Annotated in this window: 19 protein-coding genes and 1 tRNA gene; 12 read left to right on the forward strand and 8 right to left on the reverse strand. The window is 57.8% G+C overall.

Annotated elements, in window-relative coordinates; all coding sequences use genetic code 11:
- Nucleotides 1-410: 410 nt before the first annotated feature.
- Nucleotides 411-2,225 carry an extracellular solute-binding protein gene (locus AC2FLJ_RS09140; RefSeq protein ID WP_496696549.1) on the reverse strand — a complete coding sequence of 605 codons (1,815 nt, stop codon included), beginning with the start codon at nucleotides 2,223-2,225 and terminating at the stop codon, nucleotides 411-413.
- Nucleotides 2,226-2,518: 293 nt separating this feature from the next.
- On the opposite strand from AC2FLJ_RS09140, the gene AC2FLJ_RS09145 reads away from it, so the two are divergent.
- Nucleotides 2,519-3,292: a 3-hydroxybutyrate dehydrogenase gene (locus AC2FLJ_RS09145; RefSeq protein ID WP_496696548.1), complete on the forward strand. Its 774-nt coding sequence runs from the start codon at nucleotides 2,519-2,521 to the stop codon at nucleotides 3,290-3,292.
- 64 nt (nucleotides 3,293-3,356) lie between these two features.
- On the forward strand, nucleotides 3,357-4,382 hold the full coding sequence (locus AC2FLJ_RS09150; RefSeq protein ID WP_496696547.1) for a patatin-like phospholipase family protein: 1,026 nt from the start codon (nucleotides 3,357-3,359) through the stop codon (nucleotides 4,380-4,382).
- On the opposite strand, the gene AC2FLJ_RS09155 is transcribed toward AC2FLJ_RS09150, so the two are convergent.
- From AC2FLJ_RS09155 to AC2FLJ_RS09170, 4 genes are all read right to left on the reverse strand, one after another.
- On the reverse strand, nucleotides 4,383-5,060 hold the full coding sequence (locus AC2FLJ_RS09155) for a DUF502 domain-containing protein (RefSeq protein WP_113790156.1): 678 nt from the start codon (nucleotides 5,058-5,060) through the stop codon (nucleotides 4,383-4,385).
- Nucleotides 5,061-5,127: 67 nt separating this feature from the next.
- Complete coding sequence (locus AC2FLJ_RS09160; RefSeq protein ID WP_496696546.1) at nucleotides 5,128-6,042, reverse strand: pseudouridine-5'-phosphate glycosidase; 915 nt, start codon at nucleotides 6,040-6,042, stop codon at nucleotides 5,128-5,130.
- Nucleotides 6,039-6,932 carry a PfkB family carbohydrate kinase gene (locus AC2FLJ_RS09165; RefSeq protein WP_058271774.1) on the reverse strand — a complete coding sequence of 298 codons (894 nt, stop codon included), beginning with the start codon at nucleotides 6,930-6,932 and terminating at the stop codon, nucleotides 6,039-6,041. The genes AC2FLJ_RS09160 and AC2FLJ_RS09165 overlap by 4 nt, the downstream gene beginning before the upstream one ends.
- Nucleotides 6,933-6,986: 54 nt before the next feature.
- The gene (locus tag AC2FLJ_RS09170) at nucleotides 6,987-7,607 is read right to left on the reverse strand and encodes a thiamine phosphate synthase (protein WP_496696545.1); all 621 of its coding nucleotides are present in this window, start codon (nucleotides 7,605-7,607) and stop codon (nucleotides 6,987-6,989) included.
- A 153-nt stretch (nucleotides 7,608-7,760) separates the two neighbouring features.
- Here AC2FLJ_RS09170 and AC2FLJ_RS09175 point away from each other — a divergent pair, with 153 nt between their 5' ends.
- The 4 genes from AC2FLJ_RS09175 (at nucleotide 7,761) to AC2FLJ_RS09190 (ending at nucleotide 12,534) form a co-directional block, all read left to right on the forward strand.
- On the forward strand, nucleotides 7,761-8,504 hold the full coding sequence (locus AC2FLJ_RS09175; protein WP_496705387.1) for an RNA methyltransferase: 744 nt from the start codon (nucleotides 7,761-7,763) through the stop codon (nucleotides 8,502-8,504).
- 62 nt (nucleotides 8,505-8,566) lie between these two features.
- A complete protein-coding gene (gene ctaA, locus AC2FLJ_RS09180; protein WP_496705389.1) occupies nucleotides 8,567-9,712 on the forward strand; it encodes a heme A synthase in 1,146 nt (381 codons plus the stop codon).
- A 5-nt stretch (nucleotides 9,713-9,717) separates the two neighbouring features.
- Nucleotides 9,718-11,187 (forward strand): carboxypeptidase M32, encoded by a 1,470-nt coding sequence (locus AC2FLJ_RS09185; protein ID WP_496705391.1) that lies wholly within the window; start codon nucleotides 9,718-9,720, stop codon nucleotides 11,185-11,187.
- Between the two features lie 174 nt (nucleotides 11,188-11,361).
- Complete coding sequence (locus AC2FLJ_RS09190) at nucleotides 11,362-12,534, forward strand: DsbA family protein (protein ID WP_496705393.1); 1,173 nt, start codon at nucleotides 11,362-11,364, stop codon at nucleotides 12,532-12,534.
- Between the two features lie 54 nt (nucleotides 12,535-12,588).
- On the opposite strand, the gene gyrA is transcribed toward AC2FLJ_RS09190, so the two are convergent.
- Nucleotides 12,589-15,318 (reverse strand): DNA gyrase subunit A, encoded by a 2,730-nt coding sequence (gene gyrA, locus AC2FLJ_RS09195; protein WP_496705394.1) that lies wholly within the window; start codon nucleotides 15,316-15,318, stop codon nucleotides 12,589-12,591.
- 193 nt (nucleotides 15,319-15,511) lie between these two features.
- Between gyrA and AC2FLJ_RS09200 the strand changes: the two genes are divergently transcribed.
- Both AC2FLJ_RS09200 and AC2FLJ_RS09205 read left to right on the forward strand, forming a co-directional pair.
- Complete coding sequence (locus AC2FLJ_RS09200) at nucleotides 15,512-15,781, forward strand: usg protein (protein WP_058271768.1); 270 nt, start codon at nucleotides 15,512-15,514, stop codon at nucleotides 15,779-15,781.
- 91 nt (nucleotides 15,782-15,872) lie between these two features.
- Nucleotides 15,873-16,568 carry a lipid-binding SYLF domain-containing protein gene (locus AC2FLJ_RS09205; protein WP_496705396.1) on the forward strand — a complete coding sequence of 232 codons (696 nt, stop codon included), beginning with the start codon at nucleotides 15,873-15,875 and terminating at the stop codon, nucleotides 16,566-16,568.
- Here the strand turns inward: AC2FLJ_RS09205 and AC2FLJ_RS09210 are convergent, their stop codons facing one another.
- Entirely contained in the window at nucleotides 16,569-17,522 is a 954-nt protein-coding gene (locus tag AC2FLJ_RS09210) for a radical SAM protein (protein ID WP_496705398.1), read from the reverse strand.
- Nucleotides 17,523-17,683: 161 nt separating this feature from the next.
- On the opposite strand from AC2FLJ_RS09210, the gene zwf reads away from it, so the two are divergent.
- The 4 genes from zwf (at nucleotide 17,684) to AC2FLJ_RS09230 (ending at nucleotide 23,230) form a co-directional block, all read left to right on the forward strand.
- Nucleotides 17,684-19,138 (forward strand): glucose-6-phosphate dehydrogenase, encoded by a 1,455-nt coding sequence (zwf, locus tag AC2FLJ_RS09215; protein ID WP_496705400.1) that lies wholly within the window; start codon nucleotides 17,684-17,686, stop codon nucleotides 19,136-19,138.
- Complete coding sequence (gene pgl / locus AC2FLJ_RS09220) at nucleotides 19,135-19,806, forward strand: 6-phosphogluconolactonase (protein ID WP_496705402.1); 672 nt, start codon at nucleotides 19,135-19,137, stop codon at nucleotides 19,804-19,806. Before zwf ends, pgl begins: the two co-directional genes overlap by 4 nt.
- A gap of 5 nt (nucleotides 19,807-19,811) precedes the next feature.
- Entirely contained in the window at nucleotides 19,812-21,425 is a 1,614-nt protein-coding gene (gene pgi / locus AC2FLJ_RS09225; RefSeq protein ID WP_496705404.1) for a glucose-6-phosphate isomerase, read from the forward strand.
- A gap of 185 nt (nucleotides 21,426-21,610) precedes the next feature.
- Nucleotides 21,611-23,230: a long-chain-fatty-acid--CoA ligase gene (locus AC2FLJ_RS09230; RefSeq protein WP_496696532.1), complete on the forward strand. Its 1,620-nt coding sequence runs from the start codon at nucleotides 21,611-21,613 to the stop codon at nucleotides 23,228-23,230.
- Between the two features lie 20 nt (nucleotides 23,231-23,250).
- Here AC2FLJ_RS09230 and AC2FLJ_RS09235 read toward each other — a convergent pair.
- Nucleotides 23,251-23,325, reverse strand: a tRNA-Asn gene (locus tag AC2FLJ_RS09235).
- Nucleotides 23,326-23,327 lie beyond the last annotated feature (2 nt).

Below are 23,327 nucleotides of genomic sequence, written 5' to 3' on the forward strand. Positions count from 1 at the left end.
GTGATGGGGGCGTTCGGGCATGACAAAATGTCGCACCCGGGGTCGGGTGGCGGATTGATTTTTGGCGGGGTCGAAAGTGCCCGTTGCAGCCTATCCGCAACGGGCAGACGGACCTGATTTTTGAGTGAGTGGAGGCCGGTCCGTAGATTCGATGTGCTGCGCACCGGACGAAGAGTTACGTTTTGAATTTCAAAGCAATAATCAATTCGTGCAGCGCACTGCAGTATATGTACAAGCTATATCGCCAAAGCCCGTTCAGTAAAGCTTTTTGTGTGAGTTTTTTTAGGGAACACTTAACGTAGGGACAGTTGCAACATGTCGGCGCGGCGGAAATTCGACCCGCAATATGCGGTGCCATATGGCTGTGTGCCGTTTTCCGCCTACGTCCTTTTGGAGCCGCGCGTGACCGGTTACTCTTCGTACCACCAAACCTGCGGCATGTACTCGGGCCCATCGCCATAGATCGGCAAGTTTTCCGGCTGCTTGAGTTCCTTGGCGTGGGCGATCCGGCCTACATCAAAGTTCCAAATCGGAATGACATAGCGCCCGGCGGTCAACACACGATCAAGCGCGCGCGTTGCAGCGACGAAATCCTCATGACTTTCCGATGCCAACATGGCGTCAATCATTCCGTCCACAGCGGGTGAAGCCACCCCCATCAAGTTGCGCGTGCCTGGAGTGTCCGCGTTTTCGCTGCCCCAATACAGGCGCTGCTCGTTGCCAGGTGACAGGGACAACGCACGACGGAAATAGGTCATGTCGAAATCCAGCTCGGATGTACGGCTGGTGAACTGGGCGCTGTCGACTTGTTCCGTGCTCACTGCGATGCCAAGACGTTCCAGTGCGCGCGTGTAGATCTCGATTGCCGTTTCGCTTTCGGTGTCGCCCTGTTGCAGCAACACGGTCAGGGTAAAGGCATCGCCGTTTTCGTTCCGCAGCACGCCATCCTGGATGGTCCAGCCCGCCTCAGCCAACAGTTTAGTTGCGGCGCGGATGTTTGAGCGGTTGCGGGCCGATCCGTCACTTTCCGGCAAGGTATAGCCTTCAAGCGTTCCGGGCGGCAGGTCGTCCTTGAACGCCAATAACAGCTCTTCCACACGATCACTTGCCAGGCCGGGTTGCATCGCAAGGTCCGAGCCCGAAAAATAGGATGAGATACGCGGCTGCGCGTTGCCGGTAATCGTGTCGTTGATGAATTCGAAATTGAATGCCAGCGTCAGCGCCTCGCGGACACGCCAGTCGTCAAACGGCGCTTTGCGGGTGTTCATGACAAAACCGGTCATACCCGAGGGCTTGCCGTGCGGGATCTCGGTCTTGACCACATCGCCGCGCTGGACGGCCGGGAAATTGTATTGATTGGCCCATTTGTCGGCATTGAATTCACGAACCGCAGTCAGTTCTCCGGCTTTAAATGCCTCGAATAGAACAGTACCGTCGCCGTAGAACTCGATCCGCATTTCGTCCAAATTCATGGTGCCTTTACGGAATGGGATATCAGTGCCCCAATAATCCGGGTTCCGCTTGAGGTTCACGTATCTACCGGCCTCATAGCTGTCGACGACGTAGGGCCCGGTTCCGACCGGAATGTCATGCAATCCGGCATTGGCAAAATCCTTACCGTCCCACTGGGCTTTCTGCAGGATCGGGCGCAGGCCTGCGATCAGGGCAAGCTCGCGGTCGGGCTCGTTGAAGGTGATGCGCACCGAGCGGGGACCGGTTTGTTCGATGCTGTCGATCTTGCTCCACAGCCCGCGATAACGCAGATGACCTTCGGTGCCCAAAGTCTCATACGACCAGATGACATCATCCACTGTGACTGGCGTACCATCCGAGAATTCGGCGTTCTCACGCAGGGTGAATTCGACCCAGGACCGGTCCGGCGCTGTCTCAACTGATTCGGCTAACAGCCCGTAAAGAGTGAAAGGTTCGTCCCAGGATCGACCCATCAGGCCCTCATGGGTCCAAAATCGCAATTGCCAAGGCGAGCTGCCTTTTTGCACGAACGGGTTCAAACTGTTATAGCCGCCCGTATTTCCGAACACGACTTTCCCGCCTTTTGGCGCGTCCGGATTTGCGTAGGGCAGGGACACAAAATCCGGTGGTAAGGCCGGGTCACCATACATAGCTATGCCATGGGTCGATTCTGCATGGGCAATTGACGTGCTCAAAAGTGCAGTGATTCCCGCGATCAATGGACGAACGGGGCGTAGAAAATCGGGGCTCATTTTGGAAACAATCCTGCTCTGGCCTTATTTTGTTGGGATTCATCGTAGCGATGATTTTTCTTATTTTCAAACTTTTAGCTTGGACGAAGGCACGGAATTGCTTATAAAGGATGCACTGCTCGATAGGTTTCTTGCCTGTATGAAACCTGCCTCAATAACTTAACGCCCGCTTCGTGCGGGCGTTTTTTTTGTGCGGGTCTTTCAAAGGATGCGCCGCCTGGATGTTTCCCCGTTTTCTTTGCAGCTGCAGCATGGCACTGTGTTGCCAAAGTTGATTTTGTGGGAGTTCGGCTATGAGCCTTTCGGGAAAAACAGCCATTATCACCGGTTCGAATTCAGGGATCGGATTGGGCGTCGCGCGCGAGCTGGCGAAGGCCGGCGCCGACGTGGTGCTGAATTCCTTTACCGACCGCGACGAAGATCATGCGCTGGCCGCCGAGATTTCGAAAGAGACCGGGACCAGTGCACGCTATATCAAGGCGGACATGTCCAAAGGAGAAGAATGCCGCGCGCTGATCGAAAAGGCGGGGGCTTGTGATATTCTGGTGAACAACGCGGGCATTCAGTATGTCGCGCCGGTTGATCAGTTTCCGGTCGAAAAGTGGGATGCGATCATCGCGATCAACATGAACTCGACTTTTCATACGATGGCCGCCGCGCTGCCAATGATGCGGAAGGCCGGGTGGGGACGTATTGTGAATATCGCCTCGGCACACGGGTTGACGGCATCCCCGTTCAAGGCGGCCTATGTCGCGGCAAAACACGGCGTGGTTGGTATGACCAAAACCGTGGCGCTGGAAACCGCGCAGGAGCCAATCACATGCAACGCGATCTGCCCGGGATACGTCCTGACACCATTGGTCGAGGCACAGATCCCAGGCACCATGAAGGAATACGGCATGAGCCGTGAGGACGTGATCAAGAACGTGATGCTTGAACGGCAACCTTCGAAAGAATTCGCCACTGTCGAGCAATTGGGTGGCACCGCGATCTTCCTGTGCTCGGATGCGGCAGCGCAGATCACCGGGACCACGATCTCGGTCGATGGCGGTTGGACAGCGTTGTGAGGTTTCACGGGGGCGCTGCCCCCGTACCCCTGGAGTATTTTGGAAAAGATGAAGGGGCAGGACGGTGAAACGGATCAATCTGGCTTTGCAGGGTGGCGGCGCGCACGGTGCCTTCACCTGGGGCGTTCTGGACCGAATTCTGGACGAAGAAGATATCGAGGTTGCGGCGATCACAGGGACCTCGGCCGGGGCGCTGAATGGCGCTGCGTTCAAATCCGGAATGGTCCACAACGGGCGCGACGGCGCACGGGCTTGTCTGGACGGGCTATGGGCTCGAATGGGTGCGGTGGGGGATATGCGCCTTGCCAACTGGATGCAGGCGCTGGAGCCCGCACAGATTGCCCAGTCGATGGAGTATTCACTGCCATTCTCGATTGGTGATGCCTGGTCGCGAATGGTGTCGCCTTATGCCTATGGTCCGTTTTACCGCAATCCTCTGGAACCGGTTGTGGATCGGTTCAACTTTGATGAGATTTGCACGGATCAGGGACCCCAGTTGTTTGTCTGCGCGACCTGTGTGCGCAGCGGCAAGATCCGGGTGTTCACCGGGGAAGAGATTTCAACGGATGCCATTTTGGCCTCGGCCTGTCTGCCGAGCCTGTTTCAGGCCGTCGAGATATTTGACCCCAGCTCGGGCCGGACCGAGGCATATTGGGATGGCGGTTACACTGGAAACCCGGCGCTTTATCCCTTGTTTAACAGTGATTTGCCTGAAGACGTCGTGGTCGTGAACATCAACCCGCTTGAGCGAGATGAGGTGCCAAAAACTCCGCAGCAGATCCAGAACCGGATCAACGAGATCAGCTTTAACTCATCCCTGTTTCGCGAGCTGCGGGCGATCAATTTTGTTCAGCGTCTGTTGGCGGACGGCAAGCTGGCGGCCGGAGAGATGAGCCGCGTATTTGTCCACATGATTGCGGATGACGAATTGATGAATGATTTGTCTGTGGCGACCAAGACGGTTCCCAACCCTGTGATCCTGCACAAGCTGAAGGAAGCCGGGCGCGCCGCGGCGCATCGGTTCATCGGCGATCACAAAGCCGATCTTGGCGCACGCAGCACCGTCGACCTGCCCGAGATGTTTGGCTGATCACTCGGGCGGCTGCGTCGGGTCTTTTTCGTTGGGGTAAACAAGGCCTGCAGAAATCACCAGCTTTGCGGCGTCCTCGATGGTCATATCCAGCAGGATCACGTCCTCGGCCGGGAAGAACAATAGGAAGCCCGAGGTGGGGTTGGGCGTGGTCGGAACAAAAACGCCCAGAAGTTCACCCCCGGTTTCCGCCCGCTCGCTGACTTCGCCTTTTGCCGCGGTCGAGACGAAACCGATCGCCCAGATGCCGCGGCGCGGGTATTGGATCAAGCAGGCTTTTTCGAACGACCGTTCAGTCTGGGCAAACACCGTTTCCGAGATCTGCTTGATCCCCGAATAGACAGACCGGACAACGGGCATCCGGCTGACAAGACTTTCGGCAATTTGGATCAGGGACCGGCCTAGAATACCTTTGGCGATCCATCCGACCAGAACAGTGAAGATCAGGAAGATGACAACGCCGACACCGCGCAGGTTGATGCCCACGTATTCCTGCGGCTGGAACCGTTGTGGAATTATGGGCAGTACCGCACTGTCGATCCAGCCGACCACGGACCAGATCAGCCAAATGGTCAGCCACACAGGCGCAATCACGACGATGCCCGTCAGGAAAGACGCGCGCAGTCGCGAAAACAGGCCCGGGCGGCGTTGTGGTTCTTCGTCAAATGGCGTGTTCATTGCGGTCCTGAGCGGTTTTCTGCCAAATTAGTTAAGCAGTTGGGTGCCTTGGTACAATAGGCTTATGTCAATCGGTTCGGTCGGACAGCGCCCGAGCAATTCCGGCCGCCAGTCGCGCGTTATTACGAACCAGGGCAATATTGGCCGTCAGCGAACGCCCCTCGGTCTGTTCGTAAATCCGTTGCAGCAGGTAAGGCGTGACGCCCTTGCCGCTGATCCGATGCGTATCTGCGTCGGCCTGTGCCGATGCAATGATGGGTGCCAGTTCTTCGGCCGGGATCTGATCGGCAGTCGGGATCGGGTTGGCGACCAGCTGGCCACCAGGCAAGCCAAGCGCACGGCGTGTGGCGTGGGCTGTGGCGATGTCCTCGGCGCTGTCCATGCGCAGAGGCGCGGCATAAGGGGATTTGGCCGACCAGAAGGCCGGGAATTCGTCCTGCCCGTAGGCGATGACAGGAACGCCCAGCGTTTCCAGAACCTCGAGCGTTTTTGCCAGATCGAGGATGGCTTTTGCGCCCGCGGCCACAACCGTAACCGGGGATTGCGCCAGCTCATGCAGATCGGCTGAGATGTCAAAGGTTGTCTCAGCGCCCTGATGCACGCCGCCGATGCCACCGGTGGCAAACACCTCGATCCCAGCATAATGCGCGGCGATCATCGTGGCTGCGACCGTGGTCGCTCCGGTGCCGCCGGTTGCCATGCAGGCGGCCATGTCCGCGCGGGACAGCTTGGCGACGCCCTGCGCCTGACCCAACGCATTCAGCTCATCAGCCTCAAGGCCCACATGCAGTTTGCCTTTGATCACGGCCATGGTTGCCGGAATTGCACCCGCGTCGCGGATGTCCTGTTCGACCTGCGCCGCAACCTCGATGTTCTGAGGGTAAGGCATCCCGTGGGTGATGATGGTGCTTTCTAGCGCCACGATGGGTTGGCCTGCGTCCTTGGCGGCGCGGACCTCGGCGGAATATTGAATGTCGATCACAGTGGGGTTTCTCCGGATACGTAAGTTGCGGCGGCGTTCAGGGCGCGGGTCAGGGCCTCGGCGCTGGATGCTCCACCAGATTCTGAGGCGATGTGGGCCGCCATGAATGTGTCGCCTGCGCCGGTTACGCGGGTAACCAGAACGGACGGGGGTGTTTGGGTCAGGATTTCATCCGCATTACCAACCGTGGCCGAGCTTCCGCCGTCGGTGACCAACACCCGTAGCGCGCCGCGATCCAGCAGGCCTTTGGTGGCGCTTTCGGAATCCTTGAATTCGCGCTGGCACAGGATGCCGGCTTCTTCGAGATTCACATACAGCGTGGCACGCGCATGTTTCAGGAACGGCAGCAAGCGTTCGGCTTTACCGGGCGAGGCCGGTGCCACACGCAGATCGGCGCGGGCAAAGGCGGGGCTTTGGGCGATTTCCTCAAGCAAGTTCAGTGTCAGATTGCCGTCCAGCGCGATTGGGCCTTCGAACGGCTCGTTTTCGTACCCTAAAGGCCCGTGCATCAATGGACGCAGGATTTTGGCACCCGCGGCCTCAAGCGAATGCGCATCAGCGATGGCTGCTATCAAGCCGTTGGCCCCTTCGACCGCCATGTAACGGTCGGTCGGCAAATCCTGAGAACGGTAAATGTGGTCCGTCACCATGCCCAGTCGGGAACACGCATTTGCCAACTCATCACCCTCAGGATCGCGCCCGATGGCGGTCAGCAGGGTGGGGGTCATGCCAAAACGCACCAGTGTCATGGCAATATTCATGGCCACGCCACCCGGTAGTCGGGTGATCCGCCCCGGCACGTCCGACCCTTGCCGCATGGCGCTGGCGGACCGGCCAATCACGTCCCAAAGAACCGAGCCGATACAAAGGATGTCGCTGTTCTGAGTCATGTCGTCGTCATGCCGCAGCCCCGGCGTAGGTGCAAGCGTTAACGCTCGCACCGATCAGCGCATTGCGTCGGTCAGACCCTTCAGCGCGGCCAGAGGGTCATCCTGTGACCAGATCTCGTCCCCGATACCAAAAAAATCGGTGCAGGGGGTCAGATCGCGAACCAGGTCGGGGGTCAGGCCACCCTCGGCAACGACCGGAACTTCGATCGTCTCAGACCACCACTGGAACAGATCCATTTCGGCGATTGTGCCATCACCCAGCGTTGACGCGCCCACTGGTCCAAAGGCGACATAGTCCGCACCGGCCTCGCCAGCCGACATGCCGTCATGGCTGGACGCACCGCAAAAGCTGCCAACGATGGCTTCCGCGCCCAATTCCTTTCGTGCAAACCGGACCGAGCGCGCGGCGTCATCCAGATGCACCCCGTCCAGCCCCAACCGCTGCGCCAGCAGAACATGGTTCGAGATCACCAGCGCCACATCGCGCGCATGGGCAACCTCACGGCAGGCATCCGCCGCGCGGGCGATCGTGTCTTCATCTCCACCAGCCAGCGCCAATCGGATACAGGCGATCTCTGCCCCGTCCAGCACGCTGGCCAAGCGGTCGGGAAAGCTGCTCAGTTCGATGGTCGGTGGCGTAATCAGGTAAATCTGCGGCTGCTCGGGGGTGTCCATTGGCGCGTCCTTCGCTTTCAGTCTTTTGCGCGGTTTAGCGGATTGCGGCGGGGAAGCAAACTTTTATGCTGGTTTCCGGCCCAAATGAAGACGCGGATGGCTTGCCCTGCCTGTGCGCGCAGATTAGAGCAGGCGGAACTTTCGGAGACAGCCATGCCCAGCGATAAATCTCAGCCTTCATTCGTGCTTGTGCGCCCGCAGATGGGTGAAAACATCGGTGCCGCCGCGCGGGCGATGTGGAATTTCGGGCTGGATCGGATGCGGATCGTGGCACCTCGGGACGGGTGGCCGAACCCCAAGGCTGTGGCGATGTCCAGCGGCGCCGGGCGTCTGTTGGATGAGGCGCAGCTATATGATGATCTGGCCGGTGCGCTATCCGACAGCACTTTTGTTTTTGCGACCACGGCGCGGCAGCGTGGATTGACAAAGCCGGTCTACAGCCCGGAACGCGCAATGCAACTGGCTGCCGAAAAGGTTGCTGCTGGTGAAAAGGTCTGTGTTCTGTTTGGCCCGGAACGCGCAGGGCTCGAAAACGAAGACATCGCCAAGGCAAACGCCATCATCTCGGTTCCGGTAAACCCGGAATACGCCTCGCTAAACCTTGGGCAGTGCGTGTTGCTGACCGCCTATGAGTGGATGCGCCAAACCGGCGATGTGGTTCATCAGGCAACCGACCTGGGCAAGGGCGACTGGGCCACGGGTATCGAGGTCGAGAAACTGGTCGAACACTATGAAGACCGGCTGGAAGAGGCGGGGTTCTTTTATCCGCCCGAAAAGGCCGAGGGTATGAAGACCAACCTGCGCAACCTGTGGTCGCGGATGCGCATGACGCGGGCGGATGTGCAGATGCTGCATGGGATCATGCGGCAGATGGTCCGCTGGAAAGACAAGGGCTGAGGCTGGACCTATGTTCCGCTTCACCCTAGCTTGCGACAAAATCCAAGGCACAAGAGGACAGCATGAGCGGTAAGCGCAGCATCTTCGAAGACGTCTCAGACACTGAAAAACAACAAGCCGTTCAACCGGGTATGATCGATCGTGGCCGCGGGGGTGCGCGCAAGGCCATTCGCGCCTGGCTGATGATCCTGTTTGCGCTGGTGGTCGTCATGATCGCTGTGGGCGGGCTGACCCGCCTGACCGACAGCGGGTTGTCGATCACCGAGTGGCGGCCGATTACCGGGGCCATCCCGCCGATGAATGAGGCGGACTGGCAAGCCGAGTTCGACAAATACAAGCAGATCGACCAGTGGCGCATTCAGAACCAATGGATGGAGCTGGGTGACTTCAAATCCATCTACTGGTGGGAATGGGGCCATCGTCAACTAGGGCGCGTGATTGGACTGGTCTGGGCTCTTGGCTTCTTTGGCTTCCTTATCGCGCGGAAAATACCAACCGGCTGGACCGGTAAGTTGTTGATTCCGGGCCTTTTGGGCGGTGTTCAGGGTGCAGTCGGCTGGTGGATGGTTGCCTCGGGCGTGACACATGGCGAGGGGATGATCGCCGTGGCCAGCTATCGCCTGGCGATTCATCTGGGGCTGGCTTTTGTAATTCTCGGCTTCCTTGCATGGTACATCTTTGAGCTGGGCCGCGACGAACGTGACCTGATGCAGGCCCGACGCGCCAAAGAGGCGAAATTGTTCTCGCTATCCACCGGGTTGATGCATTTCGCCTTTTTGCAAATACTCATTGGTGCGCTTGTCGCCGGGATCGACGCCGGGCGGTCTTATACCGATTGGCCGCTGATCGGTGGTCAGCTTCTGCCGCCTGACATGACGATGCTCGAACCGATGTGGCGCAATTTCTTTGAAAGCCCGGGTTTGGTCCAGTTCATCCACCGTTGCGCGGGCTATCTGCTGTTCATCTTCGGCATCGTCGTCTGGCGGCGCGGCAGCACTAGTGCACATCCGCAAACTCGCTTTGCCTTCAACGCGGCCTTCGCAGCGCTTTCGCTGCAGGTGGTGATTGGGATCGCGACCGTGATCTACGCAGCCCCGTGGCAGATCGCCATCTTCCACCAGTTCATGGCCGTCGTCGTCTGGACCCTTATCCTGCGGGCGCGGTTCCTGACCGCTTACCCAATAGCAACCTCTTTGCGCGGAGCCTGAATTCCATGAGTGCATATGACGATTTGACGGCATTTCAGCGCGAAACCTCAGCTCTTGGCGAAATTGCCGGGCGTTTGGGCTGGGATCAGGAAACGGTGATGCCCCGGGGGGCCGCGTCGCAGCGGGCCGAGGAAATGGCAGCGATTGAAGCGGTTTTGCACGCGCGCCGATCCGATTCCCGTGTGGCTGAATGGCTGGAACAAGCCGACCCTCAGGACCAGGTCGGTCAGGCGCAATTGCGCGAAATCCGCCGGTCCTATGAACGGACGGTCAAGGTGCCTGCCGATTTGGCAACGGCCATTGCGCGCGTGACGTCAGCAGCACAGGGAACCTGGGCGCAGGCCCGCGCAGACGAAGATGTCGCCGCTTTCTTGCCCGTTTTGGGCGAGGTCGTGGCGCTAAAGCGTGAAGAAGGCGCTGCACTGGCGCAGGGTGGCAATATCTACGACGCGATGGTCGAGGATTATGAGCCTTACACAACCGGATCGCAAATCGCCGAAATCTTTGACCAGATGCGCCCGCGTCTGGTAGCACTGCGCGCCGCTGTTCTGGAAAAATCTGCGCCTCAGGCTTTGACGGGGAGTTTCGATGAGCTGAAACAGATGCAATTGTCGGAAAAACTGGCAACCACTTTCGGGTATGACCTGAATACAGGCCGCATCGACAAGGCTGTTCACCCGTTCAGCTCGGGCAGTGGCTCGGATGTTCGGATCACCACCCGGACCAGTGAAACCGATCCGTTCAATTGTTTCTTTTCGACGATTCACGAGGTCGGCCATGCCGCCTATGAACAAGGGATTGATCCAGCCTACGCCCTGACGCCTTTGGGGCGGGGTGTGTCGATGGGTGTGCATGAAAGCCAAAGCCGGATTTACGAGAACCAACTGGGCCGATCCCGAGCCTTTACCGGTTGGCTGTTTGGCCAAATGAAAGACGCGTTTGGCGATTTTGGCATCACCGACGCGGATACGTTCTATGCAACGGTCAACGGTGTTCACAACGGTTATATCCGCACCGAGGCGGATGAGGTGCAATACAACCTCCACATCATGCTGCGCTTTGATCTGGAACGCGCGCTGATGGCCGGTGACCTCCAAGTGGACGATCTTGAGGCCGCGTGGAACGACCGTTTCAAGGCGGATTTCGGATATGCGGTCGACAAACCTTCGAACGGATGTCTGCAGGATGTGCACTGGTCAGTGGGTCTGTTTGGTTATTTCCCAACCTATTCGCTGGGCAATGTCTATGCAGGATGCCTTTACCAAGCGTTGCGGAACGCTGTGCCGGAACTGGATGCGCAACTGGCAGCAGGTGACACGTCAGGCGCAACCGATTGGCTGCACGAGAATGTGCAGCAACATGGCGGGCTTTACGCTCCGCGCGAGACGATTCAGCGTGCAAGCGGTATGGAACCCGGACCTGACCCGCTACTTGGGTATCTGGAACAAAAATTTGGCGAATTATACGGGCTCTGAGGTCAGAAAACGTTTCGTCAAGTTGCCGTGTAGGTGCATTGGTTTTGACTTGAATGAGGGTAGGGTGGTTCGAACGGTTTTACCAAAGGAACCACCTTGTTCTTTGCAACACATGTCAAACCACACTTAGCCTCAATTCTGACCAGCAACACGCGCCTGGTGGCGCGTAGGCGCGTGCTGGAGGCAAAGCATCACGTGCTGAACTGCCCGCGCGTTGTCCATTATTTCCATGATGTTTCCGACCCATACTGTCACCTCTCCGCACAGGTCTTACAGCAGTTTCGAGACACCTATGATATCGAGCTACGCCCGCATCTGATTTCGGGCCCTCCGGCCGAGGCTTTGCCGGACCCGGCAGCACATCGGCAAAATGCTATCAAAGATGCGGCAAGGCTGGCCCGAAAGCTTGGTCTCAGCCCTCCTGAAGGCGCAGTTCCTGACGAGGCTTTCATTGCAATTGCGGAAAAACAGATGGCAGCCGAACTGACGAATGAGAGCTTTGTTAAAAATGTCCGAGATATCAGCGAAGATCTTTGGTCGGGAAAGGGCTTTTCGTCTTCTGATCACCCCTTACCGGCTGCGCTGATCGAGGATGGTGACCAACAACTTTCAGCTTTGGGTCACTATCTCGGCGGAACGTTTCACTACGATGGTGAATGGTATTGGGGCGTTGATCGTCTTCATTACCTCGAAAGTCGGTTGCTGCACGTGGGTCTGGGAAGCGGATCGTCACCGATAGTGTCTTTGCCTTCAGTGAAACTGGACCAAGAGAAGTCTAAAGATCAGGAGATTGAGTTCTTCTTTTCTTTCCGCAGCCCTTATTCGTATCTGGCATTTGACCGAGCTGTCGATTTTGCACGCCATTACAACGCACGAATGGTTCTGAGGCCGGTTTTGCCTATGTTGATGCGAGGCTTACCCGTCCCTCCACCCAAGTCCTCCTACATCCTTTATGATTGCGTGCGCGAAGCGCGGCGGTTGGGGATCCCATTTGGGCGTATCTGTGATCCTTTAGGCAAAGGGATCGAGCGTGGTTATGCCTTACTGGATTACGCCGAAGCGCAGGAAAAACTGCCTGAGTTCTGTTCCGCCTTCCTGCGCGGCGTCTGGTCAGAGGGTCTGAATGCTGCAACCGATCGGGGGCTTCGGATTATCGTCAAAAACGCGGGGTTGGATTGGCAGAGTGCGAAACCGAACGTTAGCTCAGATCGTTGGAGAGATCGGGTAGCGGTCAATCAGGACCGTCTGCAAGAGATCGGGTTGTGGGGTGTCCCAAGTTTCCGCGTCGCCGGGGAAAGTGTCTGGGGACAGGATCGCCTTTGGGCTGTTGAAGACCTTTTGATTTAAAAAAGGCGCCACACCCGAAAGTGTAGCGCCTGAATAGTGTTATGGATCAGTCGGTTACTCTTCCGCTTCGTCCTCGTCACCCTGATCGGCGATCCAGGCAACACTGACGACCACTTCGCCTTTGCCGGTGTTGAAGACCTTCACGCCACCGGCCGAGCGGGAGCGGAACGAAATCCCATCAACCGGCACCCGAATCGATTGGCCTTTGGACGTCGCCAGCATGATCTGATCTTCCATATCGACCGGGAACGAGGCGACGAGTTCGCCACCACGCATCGCCTTGTCCATGGCGGCCACACCCATCCCGCCGCGTCCGCGGACTGGGTAGTCGTGGCTGGAGCTCAGCTTGCCCGCGCCGCCTGCTGTGATCGTCAGGATCAGGTTTTCGGCTGCCGACATCTCGGCATACTTTTCCTGGTTGAAATCACTGCTTGCCGCGGCTTCTTCTTCGTCACCAGCGTCATCTTCGGTAAGCCCTGCAACCGCACGGCGCATTTTGAGGTAAGCCACACGATCTTCGGGGGTCGCTTCGAAATGGCGGATCACCGACATCGAAACCACGCGGTCTCCATTGGACAGCCTGATACCGCGCACACCGGTGGATTCGCGCGAGTTGAACACCCGTACATCGGTGGTGCGGAAGCGGATTGCACGACCCGAATTGGTGACCAGCATCACATCTTCATCTTCCGAGCAGATGCGGGCGTTCACCAGCTCAACATCTTCGGGCAGTTTCATTGCGATCTTGCCGTTGCGTCGGACATTGGTGAAGTCCGACAAGCGGTTACGACGCACGTCGCCCGCGCTGGTGGCGAAGATGATTTGAAGGTTTTCCCATTCTTCATCGGGTACATCCACCGGCATGATCGCGGCGATGGAAACACCGGTTGGGATCGGCAGGATGTTGACGATTGCCTTGCCCTTACCAGTGCGCCCCGACTGCGGCAGACGCCAGGTCTTGAGCTTGTAGACCATGCCGTCCGTCGTGAAGAACAGCAGCTGCGTGTGGGTATTGGCGACGAAGAGGTTGGTGACAACATCCTCTTCCTTGGTCTGCATCCCCGACAGGCCCTTGCCGCCGCGCTTTTGAGCGCGGAAATCGGCCAGCGGCGTACGCTTGATGTAGCCGCCCGACGTGACGGTCACGACCATATCCTCACGTTCGATCAGGTCCTCGTCTTCCATGTCGCCGGACCAATCGACGATCTCGGTGCGACGGGGCACGGCAAACTGTTCACGAACGCTGCGCAGCTCATCTCCGATGATCGACATGATGCGCTCTCGAGAGGACAGAATATCGAGGTATTCCTGGATCTTACCTGCCAGTTCTTCCAGCTCGTCCGTAACCTCTTTGACACCGATCTGAGTCAGTCGCTGCAGACGCAGGTCGAGGATGGCGCGGGCCTGAACTTCGGTCAGGTTATAGGTGCCGTCGTCGTTCATCTTGGACAGAGGATCGTCGATCAGGCGCAGATAACTTTCGATCTCAGCCGCGGGCCAGCGGCGGGTCATCAGCTTTTCACGCGCTTGCGCCGCGTCAGCGGATGACCGGATTGTGGCGACGACCTCATCAACGTTCGACACGGCCACGGCCAGGCCACACAGGATGTGGCTGCGTTCGCGGGCTTTGCGCAGGTCGTACGCAGTGCGACGGGCGACGACATCTTCACGGAAGTCAATAAAGGAGGTCAGGAACCGGCGCAGGGTCAACTGCTCGGGCCGGCCACCATTCAGCGCCAGCATGTTGCAACCAAAAGAGGTCTGCATCGGCGAGAAACGGAATAGCTGGTTCAGAACAACTTCGGGCGTCGCATCGCGCTTGAGTTCGACCACGACACGCACACCATTGCGGTCGGATTCGTCCTGAACGTGGCTGACGCCTTCGATGCGTTTTTCGCGAACGGCTTCGGCGATCTTTTCGATCATCGAGGCCTTGTTCACCTGATAGGGAATCTCGTCCACGACGATGGCATAGCGGTCCTTGCGGATTTCCTCGACGCGGGTCTTGGAGCGGATTATGACGCTGCCGCGCCCTTCCAGATAGGCTTTGCGCGCGCCGGATCGGCCCAACATCACACCACCGGTTGGGAAATCAGGGCCGGGGATATATTCGATCAGCTGTTCGGATGTCAGATCCGGTTCATCGATCAGCGCCAGCGTTGCGTCGATGACTTCGCCAAGGTTGTGCGGCGGGATGTTGGTTGCCATGCCGACGGCGATACCACCGGCACCGTTGACCAGCATGTTCGGGAAACGGGCGGGAAGAACCGTTGGTTCACGGTCCTTACCGTCATAGTTGTCCTGAAAATCGACCGTTTCTTTTTCAATATCGGCCAACAGAGATGCGGCAGGCTTGTCCATCCGCACTTCGGTATAGCGCATGGCCGCCGGGTTATCGCCGTCCATCGAGCCAAAGTTGCCCTGACCATCCAGCAGCGGCAGCGACATCGAGAAATCCTGCGCCATCCGCACCAGCGCGTCGTAGATCGCGCTGTCACCATGCGGGTGGTACTTACCCATGACATCGCCAACCGGACGGGCCGATTTGCGGTATGACTTGTCGTGGGTATTGCCCGTCTCGTGCATGGCATAGAGGATGCGCCGGTGCACCGGTTTCAGGCCATCGCGCAGATCGGGGATCGCGCGGGACACGATGACCGACATCGCATAGTCCAGATAGGACGTGCGCATCTCGGATTCGATGGATACCGTCGGGCCGTCATATACGGGACGCTGGGGCGGTGTTTCATCCATGTTTTCTGGGGTTTCTGGCGTATCGCTCACGTAACCTGCCCGTTTATTGTGCTGGGTCTATATCTTGTGGATGTACCTTATCAGACCCGGCACATAAGGTGCAAGCAAGCAGCGCATTCTGTGCAAAAAACACCCGTAACACTGGGGTAACATATTGTTAACCAAGGGTTAGGTGGTTTCTGTGTTATGCTGAAGAGACCTTGCAACAATTTTGGAGGTCTGCATGGAGCAAAGCGAAACAGAACTGATGCTCAAGGGGTATGGGCTGACGACGGCCGAATTTTTTTATCATATGCCCGACTATATTCACGTGCTAAATACATTTATCTGGCAGGAATACGACCTTGCGCCGGATCATCCCAAACTATTCGATTTTATTGAATTCTGGCAGCGAGAGATCGAAGGACCGCTGCATTCCGTTCGGTTTACACATCGCAAGATGATCGCGCCCGGGGAATGGCGCAACGTGGTAGGCGAATTCCGAGTGAATTGACGCCCGGGCGCATCAGGCCCAAACCCATATACATTTCCGGTGCATCCGGTATCGTGGCGGCGAAGTCATTGGCCACAAGCGGAAACACGGAATGCCCAGAGTTTTATTGATTGCAGTTGCCATCTGCCTAGCCGGGCCAGTGTCGGCCGAAGGTGTCCTTGATAAAATCAAGAAGGGCGCTGAAAGTACGGCTAATGCTGTCGGACGCGGGGCAGAAACCGTCGGGCAGACACTCGAAAAAGGGGCGAACGCGGTTGACGAAACCATCACGTCCACCTCTGATTTGCTGTCCAACGAGGCGACGCCCGAAGAGACCCGCGCCAAGCTGGATGTCATGGCCGTCGATGTGTTGGCGCAGTTGCTTGCCGAAAATCCCGACGCACAAGCGCTATATGATGTCAGCGCGGGATATGCTGCATTCGATTCCCGCAAAGTGACGGTGTTCCCGGTGTCCGCAGGGTACGGACGCGGTGTTGCCGTGAACAAAGAGACTGGTCAGCACACCTATATGAATATGGGAACCGGTGGAGTGGGCGCGGCGATCGGTATCGGCGGGTTCGAGACCAAATTCGTGATCCTGTTTGAAACCCCAGCAGATTTGGACAGTTTTATCACGCACGGTTACGACGCGACTGCGGAATCCGGCGCGATGTATGGAGATGAGCGCACCGATGAGACGCTCAGGTTCATAGACGGGCGGTCGTTCTTTGTGCTCAGCAAAAAGGGCTGGCGCGTTTCGGCTGGGGCGTCAGGCACAAAATACTGGAAATCGCCCGAGCTGAACTGATCAGCCCGAGCAGCTGGCGCCGCCCAGAACGCAGAACTTTGCGCAATGTGGGTGGTTGAGGTGTACGTCGGCCTCGGCCTCGGCCAGTGTGGTGCCCATTTCAAACTCAGGCTCGTACGGCAGTAGGGTACAGGCCAGAACGGCAGGCCGTTCTGCGCCTTTGCGTTTGACCACCATGCGGGCATTCGAACACATTACAGCCTCGGGTGCTTTATCCAGAATGCCCCAGCAAGCGGTTGTGATTTCGGGGACTTCGACGGTTTCGTCCATCTCGGGGAACAAAACGGTCTGGCCGGGATTCTGTGCGTCGATGTCAAAACGGTGCTGCTTGAAGAACGCCTCATACCCGGCGCGACTGTCGGCGTCGCTGTCACCCCAGACCGTGCGACCTGCGATAGCGATATTGAACCCGTTGTCGCGCAACCACTCCATTCCGGTAATCGTCTTGTCAAAGCTGCCTTTGCCGCGTTCCTCGTCATGCAGTTCGGGGCGATAGTGGTCCACGGAAACTCGAAGTGTCAGTTTGTTTCCATAGTTGCGCTTCAGATCCAGCAACCCCTCGCGCATCTTGCGGCGCATCATCGGCAGCATTGCATTTGTCAGGATCAAAACTTCATAGCCGCGTTCCAACGCGACACGAGTCATGTCGATCATTTCCGGGTTCATAAAGGGCTCGCCCCCGGTGAACCCAATCTCACGCACCGGCCAGTCGCGTTCTTCGATCTGGTCCAAGTAGTCGCGCACCTCTTCGGTGGTGATATAGACCAGCGCGTCGTTGGTTGGACTACTGGCGATGTAGCAGTTGACGCATTCGATGTTGCAAAGAGTGCCGGTATTGAACCACAACGTCTCGGGGTTTTTCAGCGCTACGGAAGCGCGGGTTTGCCCATCTGCTGTCACCAATTTGTTCTGAAACTTGCCGATATTGGCGGTCTGAGGCGCGTTGTCTTTCATTCCGGTATCCGGTTCTTTGAAGTTACTTCTGATGTAGCTGCTCGACTCGGATTAGTTAAGTCAGGCAAGTGCGACCTGACAGAGTTTTGATGATGGGGGATTTACGCTGACCGATTGCGCTAACATTGGACATGCCCGGCGGGGCAAGATAAGGAAAAACCATGGTTTCTCGCGTCATACCTGTTGATCCGTTCGATCTCGTCATTTTTGGCGGGACCGGCGACTTGGCGCAACGAAAGATTCTACCGGCCCTGTTTCGGCGCTTTTGTTCAGGGCAGTGGGCCGAAGGCGTCCAAATCATTGGCGCTGCGCGCACGGTCCACAATCGCGTGGGGTTTCAGGCAATGGTCGCCGAATCGCTGCGAACCCATGCTGCTGCGCAATGCCAGGACGAGGGCGCATTGCGCGCGTTTCTGGACCGCGTCGACTATGTGACCCTCGACGGGTATTCGAATGAGGGCTGGGAACAGCTTGCCGACAAACTGAACCATGACCGGGTGAGGGCGTTTTACTTTTCTGTTGGCCCGCGTCTGTTTGGACCATTGGCCGAGCGGATCAAGGCACATGATCTGGCGACGCAAAATACGCGGATTGTCGTCGAAAAGCCCTTTGGGCACGATCTGGAAAGCGCAAAGGCGTTGAACGCGACCTTGGCTGAGCATTTTCGGGAAAGCCAGATCTACCGGATCGATCACTATCTGGGAAAGGAAACCGTCCAGAACCTGATGGCCGTCCGCTTTGGCAATATGCTGTTCGAACCGCTGTGGAACAGCCAGTACGTCGATCACATCCAGATCACGGTGGCCGAATCCGTAGGTATCGACGGGCGGGAAGAGTATTATGAGCGCGCAGGTGCCATGCGCGACATGATGCAGAACCACCTGATGCAGTTGCTGTGCCTAATCGCGATGGAGCCTCCTGCAAAATTTGATCCAGATGCCGTGCGGGACGAAAAGCTCAAGGTTATTCGTGCCCTTGATCAAGTTGAACCGCACCACATCGTGCGTGGACAGTTCGATGGCCGCGGCGGCCGAAAAGGATACCGCGAAATTGTGGGCAACCCACGTTCGACCACCGAAAGCTATGTGGCGCTGCGGGCGCATATCAGCAACTGGCGATGGGCGGGTACGCCGTTCTATCTGCGCACGGGCAAACGTCTGGTGGCGCGGTCTTCGGTGATCAATGTGATGTTCAAAGACGCGCCGCATTCGATATTTGGCGAAGAGGCCGGACGCCACGCGAATGTCCTTTCGATCCGCCTGCAGCCGAACGAAGGCATAACGCTGAAGGTGACGATCAAGGAGCCGGGTCCGGGTGGCATGCGTCTGGTCGATGTGCCCTTGGACATGAGTTTCGCCGAGGCGCTAGGGTCGGGAAGCCAAGACCCCCCGGATGCATATGAACGGCTGGTGATGGACGTGATCCGGGGCAACCAGACCCTGTTCATGCGCGGGGATGAGGTCGAGGCCGCATGGGCTTGGACCGACCCGATCATCGCGGGCTGGCACGCGCGCGGTGACGTACCAAAACCATATGATAGCGGCAGCACAGGCCCGGGCGACGCCGAGCTGTTGATGAAACGAGATGGTCGCCGCTGGCAAGGAATAAACCCATGAAGATTCAGGAATATGCTGATCGCGACATGCTGGCAATTGATGTCGCAAACGCCTTGGCTGGAGAGTTGGAGGCTGCCTTGCTGCATCACGACACGGTCTCAATGGCCGTGCCGGGCGGTACGACCCCGGGGCCGGTGTTTGATGGTCTTTGCGCGGCTGATTTGGCATGGGATCGGGTGCGGGTACTGCCTACCGACGAACGTTGCGTTCCGGGTGACAGTGACCGTTCGAACGAACGGCTGATCCGGCAGCGCCTGCTGACGAACCGAGCCTCGGTTGCCCAGTATGTGCCGCTGTATCTTGAGGGTAAGGAACCCGACGATGTCCTGCCGGAAATCGAAAACCTGATCGCGCCGGTTTTGCCATTGTCGGTTCTGGTATTGGGGATGGGTGAGGATATGCACACCGCGTCACTGTTTCCGGGGATGCAGGGGCTTGAGGCTGCGCTGGACAGCCATGCGCCCATCCTTGCGGTTGCGCGCACCGAAACCCAGCCCGAGGCGCGGATCACGCTGACCGGCCCGGTGCTGGACGGCGCGCTTTCCAAACACCTAATTATCTATGGCGTCGCCAAACGTGACGCGTTGGAAAAGGCCATGTCGCTGCCACCAGAAGAGGCCCCGATCGCCGCCACGCTGACCGGCATGACGGTTCATTGGGCGGAGTAACGCAGATGCAATTGAACCTGCTCAAAACCCTTGCATCCGACGCTCAGGACGAAGCCATCCTGGGCCTGTTTGAAACCGATCCGAACCGCGCGCAGAGTTTTTCTGCATCGACCGGCGACCTGCTGTTTGATTACTCTAAAACTCAGATCACAGATGAGGTCCGAAATGCCTTAATCGCGTTGTGTGATGAGGCGGGTCTGGCCTCGCGCCGCGCTGCGATGTTTGACGGGCAAAAGATCAACGAAACCGAAGGTCGCGCGGTTTTGCACACTGCGCTGCGCAATCTGGACGGTGGTCCTGTCGAAGTTGATGGGTTGGACGTCATGCCCGACGTTCTGGACACGTTGCAACGGATGCGTGTCTTCGCAGAAGAGGTACGTGGCGGCGCGGTCACCGGGGCAGGGGGCGCCTTTACCGATGTGGTCAATATCGGCATTGGTGGATCGGATTTAGGCCCTGTGATGGCAACACATGCGCTGTCGCCGTATCACGATGGGCCAAGGCTACACTATGTTTCGAACATAGACGGTGCCCATATCGCTGATACGTTGCGCCAGCTTGATCCAACGCGGACACTGGTGATTGTTGCCTCAAAGACCTTCACGACCATCGAGACGATGACCAATGCCCGAACCGCACGGGCTTGGATGGAAGATGGCGACGGCGATCCGGGCAAGCAGTTTGCCGCAGTGTCCAGTGCGTTAGACAAAACCCAAGCCTTTGGTATTCCCCAGGAGCGCGTTTTCGGTTTTGCCGATTGGGTTGGCGGGCGCTATTCGGTCTGGGGTCCGGTTGGCTTGCCGGTGATGATCGCCGTCGGATCGAACGCCTTCGATGCGTTCCTGCGCGGCGGTCAGGCGATGGATGTACATTTCCGCGCCGCCGACTGGGTCGAAAATATGCCCGTTATGCTGGCTTTGGTCGGCATTTGGCATCGTCAGGTTCTGGGCCATGCCAGCCGGGCGGTGCTGCCTTATGATCAGCGCCTGCTGCGATTGCCAGCGTATTTTCAACAGCTCGAGATGGAATCGAACGGCAAATCTGTTGCCATGGACGGCAGCACACTGACCGTACCCTCGGGGCCCGTCGTCTGGGGGGAACCGGGCACCAATGGGCAGCATGCGTTCTATCAACTAATCCATCAGGGCACCGACGTGATCCCCTGTGAGTTTATGGTCGCGGCCGAAGGGCACGAACCGGAATTGACCCACCATCACCGTTTGTTGCTGGCCAATTGCCTTGCACAGTCCGAGGCGCTGATGCGCGGTCGATCCTTGGGCGAAGCACGACAACGAATGGCGGAGAAGGGGCTGGAAGGGGACGAGCTGGAACGGCAGGCCCGTCACCGCGTTTTTCCGGGCAACCGTCCTTCGACAACGTTGATGTATCCAATGCTCACGCCGTTTGTTCTGGGCCAGATCATCGCGCTTTACGAACATCGCGTGTTTGTCGAAGGTGTTCTGCTGGGCATCAATTCGTTTGATCAATGGGGGGTTGAGCTGGGCAAGGAACTTGCCACATCTCTCGGCCCGATCGTGGACGGAGAAGAAAGCGCGACTGGCAAGGACGGCTCGACCGCGGCCTTGGTTGCCTATGCAATGCGCCACCGCGATTATTAACGCGGTTTTTTGCAGTCTGCCGTGAAGGCAGGCTGCATTCTTTTATTGTCAGACAATTAAATGATTGGCAGGGTCTGTTCTTAGGGAACGCCCTGAACACTTTGCTTTGCGCACGCTGGCGAGTGGCATTAGGCAAGCAGACAGCACTGCCCAATAGAGGCGACGCTGATTATGGGAGGATGTCCATGCTGGGACAGATGATGACGCAGCCTTTGCTGATTTCGTCGCTGATTGATCACGCCGAACGCTATCATGGCCAGACCGAGATCTACTCGGTCGAAACCGATGGATCGGTCACCGAAACCACATGGGAGCAAGTGGCGCAAAACGCGCGAAAACTGGGATCAGCGCTGACCAAGCTGGGGTTGGAGCCGCAGGATCGAATTGGCACGTTGGCCTGGAACAACCGGCGACATCTGGAGATCTACTATGCCACCTCCGGCGCGGGCTTTGTGTGCCACACGGTGAACCCCCGGCTTTTCCCGGAACAGCTGACTTACATTATCAACCACGCCAAAGACCGGGTTCTGTTCTTTGATGCGACATTCATCCCTCTGGTCGCGGCCCTGCACGAACACCTGACCGAAGTGCGCCATTTCGTTTTGATGGGCCCACGGAATGAAGACGCCGTTGCTCAAATCCCTGGCGTCGCGTTCTATGATGACCTGATCGAAACTGGCGATGGCGATTTTCAGTGGCCGAGTTTCGATGAAAACACAGCGTCCAGCCTGTGTTACACCTCGGGCACGACGGGCAATCCCAAAGGCGTTCTGTATTCCCATCGTTCCACAGTCCTGCACAGTTTTGGATCGAACACACGCGATGTCATCGGCTTTTCAGCTATGGATGTCGTGATGCCGGTGGTTCCGATGTTCCACGTCAACGCCTGGGGGTCGCCCTATGCCTGCGCCATGTCGGGTTCACGCATGGTGCTCCCTGGGCCGGGTCTGCATGGCGAAGCCTTGGTGAATCTGGTCGATACATATGGCGTGACGCTGGCAATGGGGGTTCCGACGATCTGGCAAGGCTTGCTGGCACATGCCGAGAAGTCAGGTAGCAAACTCACCAGCTTGAACCGCACTGTGATTGGCGGTGCTGCGTGCCCGCCCTCGATGATCGAAACCTTCCGCGAGACCTATGGTGTCGATACGGTTCATGCCTGGGGCATGAGCGAGATGAGTCCGCTGGGAAGCGCGAACAACCCACTGGCCAAACATCTGGACCTTCCGCCTGAAGAACAACACAAGCTGCGCGAAAGCCAGGGTCGTCCGCCCTATGGGGTCGAGTTGAAAATCGTCGATGATGACGGCAATGATCTGCCCCATGACGGCGTCACGCAGGGCGATCTGCTGGTGCGCGGGCATTGGGTGTTGGACAGCTATTTCCAAATGCAGGATGAAGACCTACTGCAGGACGGATGGTTCGCGACCGGAGACGTGGCAACGCTGGACCCCGACGGGTACATGACTATCCGCGACCGGTCCAAGGACATCATCAAATCCGGGGGCGAGTGGATCAGCTCGGTCGAGTTGGAAAACATCGCCGTAGCCCACCCGCAACTTGCCACTGCAGCCGTTGTTGGTGTGCCGCATCCCAAATGGGACGAACGCCCCTTGTTGGTGGCTGTCAAAGCCGAAGGCGCGGACCCGAGTGAAGCGGAGTTGCTAGCTTTCTTCGACGGTAAAATCGCCAAGTGGCAGGTGCCCGATAAGGTAGTATTTGTGGATGCATTGCCACTGAACGCGACCGGCAAGGTCCTAAAGCGCAACCTGCGCGCAGACTTCGAGAGTGCCTTGATCGGCTAAGCGCCTGATATTGTTGGAAATGGCTCCGGCGGTAGGGATCGAACCTACGACCAATTGATTAACAGTCAACTGCTCTACCGCTGAGCTACGCCGGAAC

It is taken from the genome of Ruegeria sp. CDSA034 (assembly GCF_059612275.1).